Here is a 13,371-nt window from a genome sequence, read left to right as displayed (position 1 = left end):
TGACCCGCTCCCACAGGGTCAAGAGTCAGCCTTTACGGTTTAGCGACGTGCCAGACGTCTTTCATGCCGTCACCGGTCATGTCCCCGGCCTTCTTGTCCTTGACGAAGGTGTACACCGGCTTGCCGTCATAGGCCCACTGCATGTGGCCACTGTCACGCTTGATCTGCGTCCACTTGCCCTCAGCCTTTTCGCCCTTTTCGACCATCAATGGCGGCCAGTTCTTCTCACAGTCACCATTGCACATCGATTTGCCGTCGGCGTCCTTGTCAAAGGTATACAACGTCATGCCTTTGTGATCGACCAACATGCCGTCTTTCTCCATGGCATGGTGGGCGGACGCCACCCCCGGCAGCGCCAGTGCAGCGAAAAGGGCCATCCAGCTCAGCGTATGTCGTGTCATTGGAATCACCATTGATTCGGGGGTGGAATGCATTCTGTTTGCCGCCGCAGCAGCCCTGTGAAGCCTAGCCCAGTCATGGAATGTCGCCAGAACGGCCAACACCCTGTCACACAGCTGCAATAATTCCGTTATCTAATGCGGGCCAAGACACGATTACTGGGAGAGGTTTTGAGCATGGTTGGCAGAAACATTCTGATCGTCGACGACGAAGCGCCTATTCGCGAGATGATCGCCGTTGCATTGGAAATGGCCGGCTATGACTGCCTGGAAGCGGAGAATTCGCAACAGGCCCACGCGATCATCGTCGACCGCAAACCGGACCTGATCCTGCTCGACTGGATGCTGCCCGGCACTTCCGGCATTGAGCTGGCACGCCGCCTCAAGCGCGACGAGCTGACCGGCGACATCCCGATCATCATGCTCACCGCCAAAGGCGAAGAGGACAACAAGATCCAAGGCCTGGAAGTTGGCGCCGACGACTACATCACCAAGCCGTTCTCGCCCCGCGAGCTGGTCGCCCGGCTGAAGGCCGTGCTGCGTCGCACCGGCCCGAGCGACAGCGAAGCGCCAATCGAAGTCGGCGGCCTGCTGCTCGACCCGATCAGCCACCGCGTGACCATCGATGGCAAGCCGGCCGAGATGGGCCCTACCGAGTATCGCCTGCTGCAGTTCTTCATGACCCACCAGGAACGCGCCTACACCCGCGGCCAACTGCTCGACCAGGTGTGGGGCGGCAACGTGTATGTCGAGGAGCGCACCGTCGACGTGCACATCCGTCGCCTGCGCAAGGCACTGGGTGAAGCCTACGAAAATCTGGTACAAACCGTCCGGGGCACTGGCTACCGCTTCTCGACCAAGAGCTGATCGAGCCTACAAGCGCCAAGCTGCAAGTCGTTGTACAAGGACCGTCAATTGAACCAGAACTGGCACGCGACCCTGATTCGCCACCTGTTGCTGCTGATCACCGTCTGCCTGATCGGCGGCCTGGTCAGCGGCTATTACGGCTGGAGCCTGGCCATCGGCCTGGCGCTGTACCTGGGCTGGACCCTCAAACAGCTGCTGCGCCTGCACGACTGGCTGCGCAACCACCAACCCGATGAAGCACCGCCCGATGGCTACGGCCTGTGGGGCGAGGTGTTCGACAGCATCTATCACCTGCAGCGCCGCGACCAGCGCGTACGCGGGCGCCTGCAGGCAGTGATCGACCGGGTGCAGGAGTCCACTGCGGCGCTGCGCGATGCGGTGATCATGCTCGACAGCGACGGCAACCTGGAGTGGTGGAACCGCGCCGCAGAGACGCTGCTGGGCTTCAAGACCCCGCAGGACGGCGGCCAGCCGGTCACCAACCTGGTGCGCCACCCGCGCTTCAAGGAATACTTCGAGGCGGAGAACTACGTCGAGCCTCTGGAAATCCCGTCCCCGATCAACGACCGCCTGCGCGTGCAGCTGCACATCACCCGCTACGGCAACAACGAGCACCTGATGCTGGTGCGCGATGTCACCCGCATCCATCAGCTCGAGCAGATGCGCAAGGATTTCGTCGCCAACGTCTCCCACGAGCTGCGCACACCGCTGACCGTGATCACCGGCTACCTGGAAACCCTGCTGGACAACGTCGAGGACGTGAACCCGCGCTGGGCCAGGGCGCTGCAGCAGATGACCCAGCAAGGCTCGCGCATGCAGACCCTGCTCAACGACCTGTTGCTGCTGGCCAAGCTGGAAGCCACCGACTACCCGTCGGACAACCAGCCGGTGGCGGTCGATGCCTTGCTCACCGCAATCAAGCAGGATGCCCAGGCACTGTCCGGGCCGCGTAACCAGAAAATCACCCTGGAAGCCGCACCTGGCCTGCGCCTGAAGGGCAGCGAGTCGGAACTGCGCAGCGCCTTCTCCAACCTGGTGTTCAACGCCGTGAAGTACACCCAGGATGAAGGCAACATCCGCATCCGCTGGTGGGGCGACGAACACGGCGCGCACCTGTCGGTGCAGGATTCCGGGGTCGGCATCGACGCCAAGCACCTGCCGCGGCTGACCGAGCGCTTCTACCGCGTCGACTCCAGCCGTGCGTCGAATACCGGTGGCACCGGCCTTGGCCTGGCGATCGTCAAACACGTGCTGATGCGCCACCGCGGCAAGCTGGAAATCAGCAGCGTACCGGGGCATGGGAGTACCTTCACCTGTCACTTTGGGCCGGCACAATTGGCCAACGGCAAGGCCTGAGGTACCGGGGGCTGCTTTGCAGCCCTTTGCTTTTGCGGCCCCAGCCGCTACATTGGATCCCCTGTGCCAGCAAGAGCTGGCACTTTTTTTCTCTCTATCTCAAAGACGGACCCCGTAAAAACTCCATCATGGACCCTTCCCCTGGTATCAGCCTCGCCTCGTTATTCGCCGATTTCGGCATGATCATCTTTGCCTTCCTGCTGGTGTTGCTCAACGGCTTCTTCGTTGCCGCCGAGTTCGCCATGGTCAAGCTGCGCGCCACCCGCGTCGAGTCCATCGCCGAACTGCATGGCTGGCGCGGCAGCATCCTGCGCAAGGTCCACAACCAGCTCGACGCCTACCTGTCCGCCTGCCAGCTGGGCATCACCCTCGCCTCGCTGGGCCTGGGCTGGGTCGGTGAGCCGGCCTTCGCCCACCTGCTGGAGCCGCTGCTGGCCTACCTGGGCGTGGACAGCGCCGAACTGGTCAAGGCGGTGTCGTTCTTCGTCGCCTTCTTCGTCATTTCGTACCTGCACATCGTGGTCGGCGAACTGGCGCCCAAGTCGTGGGCGATCCGCAAGCCTGAGCTGCTGTCGCTGTGGACCGCCGTGCCGTTGTACCTGTTCTACTGGACCATGTACCCGGCCATCTACCTGCTCAACGCCAGCGCCAACACCATCCTGCGCATCGCTGGCCAAGGTGAGCCTGGCCCGCACCACGAACACCACTACAGTCGCGAAGAACTCAAGCTGATCCTGCACTCCAGCCGTGGCCAGGACCCGAGCGACCAAGGCATGCGCGTGCTCGCCTCGGCGGTGGAAATGGGCGAGCTGGAAGTGGTGGACTGGGCCAACTCCCGTGAGGACATGGTCAGCATCGACGCCCATGCCCCGCTCAAGGAAATTCTCGCCCTGGTACGCCGGCACAAGTTCAGCCGTTACCCGGTGTACGACGCCGAGCGCGAGGAGTTCACCGGCCTGCTGCACATCAAGGACTTGCTGCTGGAGCTGGCCGAACTCGAACACCTGCCCGAAACCATCGATCTGGACGACCTGGCCCGCCCGCTGGAGCGCGTGTCGCGGCACATGCCGCTGTCGCAGCTGCTGGAGCAGTTCCGCAAGGGTGGCGCGCACTTCGTGCTGGTGGAGGAAGCCGACGGCAAGGTGATCGGCTACCTGACCATGGAAGACGTGCTGGAAGTGCTGGTGGGTGACATCCAGGACGAACACCGCAAGACCGAACGCGGCATCCTCGCCTACCAGCCGGGCAAACTGCTGGTGCGGGGCGATACGCCGCTGTTCAAGGTCGAGCGCCTGCTCGGTGTCGACCTCGACCACATCGAGGCAGAAACCCTCGCTGGCCTGGTCTACGAGACCCTCAAGCGCGTGCCCGAGGAAGAGGAAGTGCTGGAGGTCGAAGGCCTGCGCATCATCATCAAGAAGATGAAAGGGCCGAAGATCGTCCTGGCCAAGGTGCTCAAGCTCGACTGACCCTACGGGTTGCCGGCGGTGAAGTCCGGCAACCCGCCAAGCGGCCGGTCGAACTGGAACGGTATCGACTCCAGCGCCAGCCCCACATTGCGCTGCACCACGAAATGCAGGTGGGGCCCGGTGCTGTTACCGGTATTGCCCGACTTGGCCAGGGCCTGCCCGACCACCACCTGCTGCCCTTCGCGCACCACCACCGAACCGCGCATCAGGTGCAGGTACACGCCCATGGTGCCGTCGGGGTGCAGAATCCGCACGAAATTGCCCCCCGGGTTGGTGCCTCGACCACTCTGGCCATTCTCGACCTTCACCACCATCCCGCCTCGGGCCGCAATGATCGGCGTGCCCTCCGGCATGGCGATGTCCATCGCATAGCGGCTCCTGGGGCCGAAGTGGCTGAAGCGGCCGTTGGGCCCCTGGGTCAGACGAAATGGCCCACCCTTCCAGGGAAATGGGTAGCGGTAAGCCAAGGACCGCTGGCCAGGGTCGCCCATGGCGTACTGGAAGCTTGTAGCGTATTGCAACTTGCCACCGGACGCGGCCAGCACCGAACTCAGCACCTTGCTCGAACGTGGCCCCACCACAGTGCGTATGTTGCGCGTCTGGTTGCCACCGAAGGCGTTGCTCAGCTTGTCGATGCGCAACTCGACCTGCATCGGCACATACAAGTCGTTGCGCACCATGAAGCGCACACCGCCTGGGAAGGTTTCGGCCTGCAGGCGCACCTTGCCATCGATGTGATCGAGGATCGGCTCGCTGAGCTCGAAGGTTTTCGCCCCCGGGCTGTAGCGATCGGAGTACGAGACCACGCCGGTGTTGTCGACGGTCTTGTAGATCGTCATGCCCATGCTCGACGCCGAGGCTGAAAGCAAGGCACAGAAAAGCAGCAAGCGGGCGGCGGCTGGCATGATGGTGGCTTTTTGACAGGTATGGTCTGTCGAAGACTAGCAGCGGGATTAGCGGGCGGTATTGCAGCTGGTCGGAAGACCGGCAGGTTGATGCGGACCTTGTGGGAGCCGGGCTTGCCGGCGATGGGCCGCGAAGCGGCCCCGACAGTTTATGCAACTACCTTGAAATCGCGGGGCCGCTTCGCGGCCCATCGCCGGCAAGCCCGGCTCCCACAAGTACAGCGCATGCCTGAAAGTTGGTGATAAACCTATGTATGGCCTTGATCAGGCGCCGGGGGTGAAGTGCTTCTGCTGGGTACCACGGGCAATCAGGCGCGACAGGTAGTCGAGCTTCTGCGCATCCTGGTCGACAAACTTGAAGGTCAGCTGCAGCCAGTCACTTTCCGGCTTGGGCTCCAGCGCAGCGATGGCGTGCAGATAGCCGTTCAGGCGCGCCACTTCGGCGTTCTCACCCTGCTCCAGGTCAAGCACTGCGCCTTCCAGCACCTGTGGCAGCGCTGCACTGCGACGGACCACCAGCAGCGCTTCCTTGAGGCTCAGCGCCTTGATCACGCAGGGCTGGGTACCGCTGGCCAGGCGCAACTGGCCCTGCCCCCGCCCGGTCTGGGCCGCAGCCGCCGCAGTTTGCGGCTTGGGTGCATTGAGCAAAGGCTTGGCTGGCGCTGCAGCAGGGGGCGCGACCTTGGCCGCTTCAGGCTTGCCGCCGGTCAGTGCACTCAGCGAATCGTTGGCGAATGCCGAATTCACCCGTGCCGGCGCACCGGCCATCAGGCTTTCCAGCTTGCCGATCTTGCTCAGGGCTTTCTTCACCTTGGTCAACAGCTGTTCGTTGGTGAACGGCTTGCCGACGAAGTCGGAGACGCCAGCCTGGATGGCCTGGATCACGTTCTCCTTGTCACCACGGCTGGTCACCATGATGAACTGCAGGTCCTTCATCTCGGGCTGCTGACGGCACCAGGTCAGCAGTTCCAGGCCGGACATCTCCGGCATCTCCCAGTCGCACAACACCAGGTCGAACGGTTCCTTGCCCAGCATGGCCATGGCCTTGCGACCGTTGACCGCGTCTTCGATGACCATGCCCGGGAAGGCATTGCGCAGGCACTTCCTCACCAGGTCACGAATGAACGGTGCGTCATCCACGACCAGCACATTGACTTTACTCATCGATACTCCTCTTGAACCCGACTAGCCTACCGCGCAAGGGTGGCCACTTGCCAACTCTAGGGTCACGCCGGGACTTCTTCGCATCGTTCGCGGGTGCCTGCTGATTGCTCTGCCACACACGAAAACGCCCGGCACGGGCCGGGCGTCGATGCTCGCGAGCAATCTTATTTATCGTCAGGTTTGCCCGGAACATTAGCGAATTCGGCCTCGTCACCCGCAGTGCCTTCGACTTCTGCCTTCATGCGCTTGAGGCCCATGTGCCGTACGTCGGTACCGCGCACCAGGTAGATCACCAGTTCCGAGATGTTGCGCGCGTGGTCGCCGATGCGCTCCAGCGAACGCAGCACCCAGATCACGCTGAGCACCCGCGAGATCGAACGCGGGTCTTCCATCATGTAGGTGACCAGCTCACGCAGGGCGGTCTTGTATTCGCGGTCGATGGTCTTGTCGTACTGGGCCACTGCCAGCGCCAGGTCGGCATCGAAGCGGGCAAAGGCATCGAGGGCGTCGCGCACCATGTTGCGCACCTGGTCGCCGATGTGGCGTACCTCGACGTAGCCACGCGGCGACTCGCCTTCCTCGCACAGCTGGATGGCGCGGCGGGCGATCTTGGTCGACTCGTCACCGATACGCTCAAGGTCGATCACCGACTTGGAGATGCTGATGATCAGGCGCAGGTCGGAGGCTGCCGGCTGGCGGCGGGCGAGGATGCGCAGGCATTCCTCGTCGATGTTGCGCTCCATCTGATTGATCTGCTCGTCGACTTCACGCACCTGCTGGGCCAGACCCGAGTCGGCCTCGATCAAGGCGGTGACGGCATCGTTCACCTGCTTCTCGACCAGGCCACCCATGGCCAGCAAGTGGCTGCGCACCTCTTCGAGTTCGGCGTTGAACTGCTGGGAAATATGGTGGGTAAGGCTTTCTTTGTTGATCATGTGTTCGCTCCGCGAAGCTGCAAGCGCAAGCTTCTAGTGGTTCGTGTCGTTCCCTGTGGGAGCGGGCGTGCCCGCGAACACCGGCAAAGCCGGTGCCATACACCGCGGCGCCTGCTTCGCGGGCACGCCCGCTCCCACAGGGGCCGCAGGGCTGCTAGCCGTACCGACCGGTGATGTAGTCTTCGGTCTGCTTCTTCGCCGGATTGGTGAACAGGGTGTCGGTATCTCCGAATTCGACCAGTTTGCCCATGTACATGAACGCGGTGTAGTCCGAAACACGGGCCGCCTGTTGCATGTTGTGGGTCACGATGACGATGGTGTACTTGGATTTCAGTTCGTAGATCAGCTCTTCGACCTTCAGCGTCGAGATCGGGTCCAGCGCCGAGCACGGTTCGTCGAGCAGCAGCACTTCCGGCTCGACGGCGATGGTACGGGCAATCACCAGACGCTGCTGCTGGCCGCCGGACAGGCCCAGGGCGGACTCGTGCAGGCGGTCCTTGACCTCATCCCACAGGGCAGCGCCCTTCAGTGCCCACTCCACGGCTTCATCGAGCACGCGCTTCTTGTTGATGCCCTGGATACGCAGGCCGTAGACCACGTTCTCGTAAATGGTCTTGGGGAACGGGTTGGGCTTCTGGAACACCATGCCCACCCGGCGACGCAGCTCGGCCACGTCTTCGCCCTTGCGGTAGATGTTGTTGCCGTACAAGTTGATGGCACCTTCCACGCGGCAGCCGTCGACCAGGTCGTTCATGCGGTTGAAGGTGCGCAGCAGGGTCGACTTGCCGCAGCCGGACGGCCCGATGAAGGCGGTCACGCGCTGCTTGGGGATGTTCATCTGCACGTCGAACAGGGCTTGCTTGTCGCCGTAGAACAGGCTCAGGCCCGGCACTTCGATGGCCACGGTTTCTTCGGCCAGGCGCAGGCCCTGCTTGTCGCGACCCAGGGCAGACATGTCGATGCCGTGGGTGTGGGATTCGTTCTGCATGGTCAACTCCATACGCTTTCAATTCGTTTCAAAGGGCCGCCCGGCTGGCAGGCGGCACGCTTGCAATTCAGGCTCAGCTGTCGAGCGCCTTGTACTTCTCGCGCAGGTGGTTACGGATCCACACCGCCGACAGGTTGAGGGTGGCGATCACCAGCACCAGCAGCAGCGCGGTGGCGTATACCAGCGGGCGCGCCGCCTCGACGTTCGGGCTCTGGAAGCCGACGTCGTAGATGTGGAAGCCCAGGTGCATGATCTTCTGGTCAAGGTGCAGGTACGGGTAGTTGCCGTCCAGCGGCAGCGATGGCGCCAGCTTCACCACACCCACCAGCATCAGCGGCGCCACTTCACCGGCGGCGCGGGCCACGGCGAGGATCATGCCGGTCATCATGGCCGGGCTGGCCATCGGCAGGACGATCTTCCACAGGGTTTCGGCCTTGGTCGCCCCCAGGGCCAGGGAGCCTTCACGCACGGTCCGCGGAATCCGTGCCAGGCCTTCCTCGGTGGCCACGATCACCACCGGCACGGCCAGCAGCGCCAGGGTCAGCGAAGCCCACAGCAAGCCTGGGGTACCCAGGGTCGGTGCCGGCAGTGCTTCGGGGAAGAACAGGCGATCGATCGAGCCGCCCAGCACGTAGACGAAGAAGCCCAGGCCGAATACGCCGTAGACGATCGCCGGTACGCCGGCCAGGTTGTTCACCGCGATGCGGATCAGGCGGGTCACCGGGCCTTGCCTGGCGTACTCGCGCAGGTAGACCGCGGCCAGCACGCCAAACGGCGTAACGATCACGGCCATGATCAGGGTCATCATCACGGTGCCGAAGATGGCCGGGAAGATACCACCCTCGGTGTTGGCTTCACGCGGGTCGTCGCTGAGGAACTCCCAGACCTTGGCGAAGTAGGTGCCCATCTTGCTGAAGCCGGACATGCCGTTCGGCTGGATGGCGTGCACCACCTTGCTCAGGTTGATTTCCACTTCACGGCCGTTGCCGTCGCGGGCCACCAGGCTGTCGCGGGCGAAGGCCTGGTGCAGGCCCAGCAGGCGGTCCTCGATGGCCTTGTAGCGGCTGTTCAGCTCGGCACGTTCGGCGTCCATGTCGGCCTGGGCGGCGGCGTCCAGCTTGCCGTCCAGTTCCAGCTTGCGACCGTGCAGGCGCAGGCGTTCGAGGCCATGGTTGATGGCACCGATGTCTTTCTTTTCGAGGGTTTGCAGTTCGCTGTTGAGCTGGTTGGCGCGCTTGAGACGGGCTTGCAACTCGTTCCAGGCCGCCGGGCCTTGGGCAACCACGCGTCCCTCTTCCTTGACGCTGACCAGGTAGCCGTAGAAGTTGCCCCACTCGCGGCGCTCCAGGGCCATCAGGTCGGCCGGGTGCTGCTCGTCGACCAGCCAGTCGCCGACCACCCAGGTGAAGTCGTTGCCGTTGAGGTCGCGGTTACCCACCTTGATCAGCTCGCGGGTCATGAACTCCGGGCCGTCGTCCGGCACCGGCAAGCCGGCGCCCTTGAGGCGGGCACGGGGTACCTCTTCCTTCTGCACCACTTCGCCGATGACGACATGGTCGGCCTGGCCCGGCACCTTGTAGGTGGCCTGGATCAGGTCGGCCGGCCAGAAGTGGCCCAGGCCGCGCACGGCGATCACCGCCAGCAGGCCGACGGTCATGATCACCGCCATGGCCACCGCGCCACCGCTGATCCAGACGCCTGGGGCGCCGCTCTTGAACCAGCCTTTGAGGGAATCCTTTTTCACGGATCGCTACCTTTCTATCAAAGCGACGAGTATTTCTTGCGCAGACGCTGGCGAATCAGCTCGGCCAAGGTGTTCATGACGAAGGTGAACATCAGCAGCACGAGAGCGGCGAGGAACAGCACGCGATAGTGGCTGCCGCCGACTTCCGATTCAGGCATTTCCACCGCCACGTTGGCGGCCAGGGTGCGCATGCCTTCGAACAGGTTCAGTTCCATCACCGGGGTGTTGCCGGTGGCCATCAGCACGATCATGGTCTCGCCCACCGCACGGCCCATGCCGATCATCAGCGCCGAGAAGATGCCCGGGCTGGCGGTGAGGATGACCACGCGGGTCAGGGTCTGCCATGGCGTCGCCCCCAGGGCCAGGGAGCCCAGGGTCAGGCTGCGCGGCACGCTGAACACGGCGTCTTCGGCGATCGAGTAGATGTTCGGGATGACCGCGAAGCCCATGGCGATACCCACCACCATGGCGTTGCGCTGGTCGTAGCGCAGGCCGAGGGTGTGCTCGATCCACAGACGCATGTCACCGCCGAAGAACCAGCTTTCCAGGTACGGGCTGACAGCCAGGGCCATCCAGCCGATCGCCAGGATCACCGGGATCAGGATCGCCGCTTCCCAGCCATCCGGGATGCGCAGGCGGATCGACTCCGGCAGGCGGCTCCAGGTATAGCCTGCCAGCAGGATGCCGATGGGCATGATCAGGAACAGGCTGAATACGCCAGGCAGGTGGCCTTCCAGGTACGGTGCGAGGAACAGGCCGGCGAAGAAGCCGAGGATCACCGTCGGCATCGCTTCCATCAGTTCGATCACCGGCTTGACCTTGCGGCGCATGCCCGGGGCCATGAAGTAGGCGGTGTAGATGGCAGCGGCAATGGCCAGCGGAGCCGCCAGGATCATCGCGTAGAACGCGGCCTTGAGGGTACCGAAGGTCAGCGGCGACAGGCTCAGCTTCGGTTCGAAGTCGGTGTTCGAGGCGGTCGACTGCCAGACGTATTTAGGCTCGTCATAGTTTTCGTACCAGACCTTGCCCCACAGCGCGCTGAAGGAGATTTCCGGGTGCGGGTTGCGCAGGCTCAGCGGCAGCAGCTTGCCGCCTTCTTCGATGATGATGCGGTTGGCACGCGGCGACAGGGCCAGGATGCCTGCGCCTTCGGCAGCCTGCTCGACCAGCAGGGTGCGGTGCGCGGTGCTGTGGAACACGCCGAGCTTGCCGTCGGTGTCCAGGGCGATGAAGCCCTTGCGACGCTCTTCGGCGTCGATCTGGACGATCGGTGCCTTGCCCAGTTGGAAAGTCCGGATCTGCTGGAAGCGCTGCTCACCATCCGGGTCTCGGGCCATGAACCACTGGGCCAGGCCACCTTTGGAGTCACCGATGATCAGCGAAATACCACCAACCAGCTGGGCGGTGGCGGTGATTTCAGTGTCGGCGCTTTCCGCCAGCTTGTAGCGGCCATTGAGGCTCTTGTCGCGGAGGCTGAAGACATCGGCGGTGGCGCGACCGTTGATCACGTACAACCACTGCTGACGCGGGTCGATGAAGATGTTCTTCACCGCTTCGGTCATCTGCGGCAATTCGATGCGGTTCTGCTCGGTGCTGGTCTCACCGGTCAGCATGTTTTCAGTCCGCGACAGCTCGACCACTTGCAGGTGCGCACCGGTGGAACCGGCCAGCACCAGGGTTTCGCCGTTGACGTTGACGCTCACGTGCTCCAGCGCACGGCCCTGCTCGTCGAGCACGAACGGCGCCTGGCCGTACGGGTAGTCGATGCCTGGAGTGATGGTCTTCTTGTTGTCCGGGTAGGTGATCTTGTAGGTGTGGTGGAACACCAGTGCCTGACCATTGGACAGACCGAGCACCACCAGCGGGCTGCCCGGCTGGTCGGCGCTGATCGAAGTGACCTGGGTACCTGCCGGCAATGGCAGGTCGACGCGGCTGAGCTGGTTACCGCTCTTGGTGTCGAAGAAAATGGCCTGCCCCTTGTCTGATACGCGCATGCCGACCAGGTTCTGCTCTTCAAGGGCGATCATCAGTGGCTTGCCGGCATCCTGTTGCAGCCAGGTCGGCTCCAGGGCTTTCTTGCTGGTCAGCTCGGCACCCTGGAACAGTGGCAGCACCACGTAGGCCAGATAGAAGAAGATCAACGTGATGGCCGCCAAGACGGCAAGCCCGCCCACCAGTACATACCAGCGGGTCAGGCGATCCTTGAGGGCGCGCATCCGGCGCTTGCGTTGCAACTCGGGCGTATTGAAGTCAATCCGCACGGGCGGGGAATTTGGGGTCATTGTGGAATTGGCCAGATCATTCATGCGCACACCCTAGCGGTCCCGTATGACAAAAACATGACAATGTGTTGACGTGACAAAGCCCGCCGCACAGGAACCCTGGCTTCGGACTGGGAAAAGCGTGGAAGAGGCCGGCCTTGGGGTTCCGGCCTCTTCTCAGTTACTTACTTCTTTGCAACATTGTCGCTGTGGGACAGGCCCAGGTCAGCCAGGGTCTTGTCGACCACTTTGGCCGGCAGCGGGATGTAGCCATCCTTCACCACGACCTGCTGGCCAGCTTGCGACAGCACCAGCTTGACGAACTCGGCTTCCAGCGGGGCCAGAGGCTTGTTCGGCGCCTTGTTGACGTACACGTACAGGAAGCGCGACAGCGGGTACGAGCCGTTCAGGGCGTTGGCTTCGTTGTCTTCGATGAACTCGCCGCCTTCTTTCTTGGCCAGGGCCACGGTCTTGACGCTGGCAGTCTTGTAACCGATACCCGAGTAGCCAATGCCGTTCAGCGAGGAGCTGATCGACTGCACGACCGAAGCCGAGCCAGGTTGTTCGTTGACGCTAGGCTTGAAGTCGCCTTTGCACAGGGCTTCTTCCTTGAAGTAGCCGTAGGTGCCCGATACCGAGTTGCGGCCGAACAGCTGAACCGGCTTGTTGGCCAGGTCGCCGGTCACGCCCAGGTCACCCCAGGTCTTGACTTCGGCTTTGGCGCCGCACAGGCGGGTGGACGAGAAGATGGCGTCGACCTGGGCCATGGTCAGGCCTTTGATCGGGTTGTCCTTGTGCACGAACACGGCCAGGGCGTCGACGGCGACCGGGATGGCGGTTGGCTTGTAGCCGTACTTCTGCTCAAAGGCCTGCAGCTCGACGTCCTTCATCTTGCGGCTCATCGGGCCGAGGTTGGCGGTGCCTTCGGTCAGCGCGGGTGGCGCAGTCGAGGAACCGGCAGCCTGAATCTGGATGTTTACGTTCGGATATTCCTTCTTGTAGGCCTCGGCCCACAGAGTCATCAGGTTCGCGAGCGTGTCGGAACCGACGCTGGAGAGGTTGCCCGAAACACCGGTGGTCTTGGTGTAGGTCGGGATTGCAGGGTCGACAGCGGCTACCGCGTTGGCGGTCGCAACGCCAGCGGCGACAAAGGTGAGGGCCGCCATCAAACGCTTCAGTTTCATGCCTTGCTCCTAGCAGGAATATTTGGGGTGTTGGATGGAACGGGGCCAAGTATCTGCAGGCCGCATGAATACGATATGACTCAATTGTGACAAATGGATG

At 62.9% G+C, this 13,371-nt stretch carries 11 protein-coding genes; 3 read left to right on the top strand and 8 right to left on the bottom strand.

From position 1 onward, the window contains the following. Nucleotides 1–32 precede the first annotated feature (32 nt). Nucleotides 33–401 (bottom strand): hypothetical protein, encoded by a 369-nt coding sequence (locus tag J7573_RS06010; RefSeq protein WP_294330308.1) that lies wholly within the window; start codon nucleotides 399–401, stop codon nucleotides 33–35. Between the two features lie 174 nt (nucleotides 402–575). On the opposite strand from J7573_RS06010, the gene phoB reads away from it, so the two are divergent. The 3 genes from phoB (at nucleotide 576) to J7573_RS05995 (ending at nucleotide 4,090) form a co-directional block, all read left to right on the top strand. Next, nucleotides 576–1,265, top strand: a complete 690-nt coding sequence (phoB, locus tag J7573_RS06005) for a phosphate regulon transcriptional regulator PhoB (RefSeq protein WP_003253341.1) — start codon at nucleotides 576–578, stop codon at nucleotides 1,263–1,265. 48 nt (nucleotides 1,266–1,313) lie between these two features. Further along, a complete protein-coding gene (gene phoR / locus J7573_RS06000) occupies nucleotides 1,314–2,621 on the top strand; it encodes a phosphate regulon sensor histidine kinase PhoR (RefSeq protein ID WP_294330289.1) in 1,308 nt (435 codons plus the stop codon). A gap of 128 nt (nucleotides 2,622–2,749) precedes the next feature. Further along, on the top strand, nucleotides 2,750–4,090 hold the full coding sequence (locus J7573_RS05995; protein ID WP_294330288.1) for a hemolysin family protein: 1,341 nt from the start codon (nucleotides 2,750–2,752) through the stop codon (nucleotides 4,088–4,090). Nucleotides 4,091–4,092: 2 nt separating this feature from the next. Here the strand turns inward: J7573_RS05995 and J7573_RS05990 are convergent, their stop codons facing one another. The 7 genes from J7573_RS05990 to J7573_RS05960 all read right to left on the bottom strand — a co-directional run bounded on the left by J7573_RS05990 (nucleotide 4,093) and on the right by J7573_RS05960 (nucleotide 13,271). Next, nucleotides 4,093–4,995, bottom strand: coding sequence for a peptidoglycan DD-metalloendopeptidase family protein (locus tag J7573_RS05990; RefSeq protein ID WP_294330286.1), 903 nt, complete (start codon nucleotides 4,993–4,995; stop codon nucleotides 4,093–4,095). Between the two features lie 264 nt (nucleotides 4,996–5,259). Further along, nucleotides 5,260–6,159 (bottom strand): response regulator, encoded by a 900-nt coding sequence (locus J7573_RS05985; RefSeq protein ID WP_294330284.1) that lies wholly within the window; start codon nucleotides 6,157–6,159, stop codon nucleotides 5,260–5,262. A gap of 164 nt (nucleotides 6,160–6,323) precedes the next feature. Next, on the bottom strand, nucleotides 6,324–7,094 hold the full coding sequence (phoU, locus tag J7573_RS05980; RefSeq protein WP_294330283.1) for a phosphate signaling complex protein PhoU: 771 nt from the start codon (nucleotides 7,092–7,094) through the stop codon (nucleotides 6,324–6,326). Nucleotides 7,095–7,248: 154 nt separating this feature from the next. After that, nucleotides 7,249–8,082, bottom strand: coding sequence for a phosphate ABC transporter ATP-binding protein PstB (gene pstB / locus J7573_RS05975; RefSeq protein ID WP_110638940.1), 834 nt, complete (start codon nucleotides 8,080–8,082; stop codon nucleotides 7,249–7,251). 73 nt (nucleotides 8,083–8,155) lie between these two features. Next, nucleotides 8,156–9,826 (bottom strand): phosphate ABC transporter permease PstA, encoded by a 1,671-nt coding sequence (pstA, locus tag J7573_RS05970; protein WP_294330279.1) that lies wholly within the window; start codon nucleotides 9,824–9,826, stop codon nucleotides 8,156–8,158. A 17-nt stretch (nucleotides 9,827–9,843) separates the two neighbouring features. Then, complete coding sequence (locus J7573_RS05965) at nucleotides 9,844–12,132, bottom strand: ABC transporter permease subunit (protein WP_294330277.1); 2,289 nt, start codon at nucleotides 12,130–12,132, stop codon at nucleotides 9,844–9,846. A 140-nt stretch (nucleotides 12,133–12,272) separates the two neighbouring features. After that, a complete protein-coding gene (locus tag J7573_RS05960) occupies nucleotides 12,273–13,271 on the bottom strand; it encodes a phosphate ABC transporter substrate-binding protein PstS (RefSeq protein ID WP_103448446.1) in 999 nt (332 codons plus the stop codon). Between the last annotated feature and the right edge of the window lie 100 nt (nucleotides 13,272–13,371).

The organism is Pseudomonas sp., assembly GCF_017744435.1.
Lineage (GTDB): Bacteria > Pseudomonadota > Gammaproteobacteria > Pseudomonadales > Pseudomonadaceae > Aquipseudomonas.
Note: the sequence above shows the minus strand (reverse complement) of the source record. Positions and strands in the feature narration are given on the sequence as shown.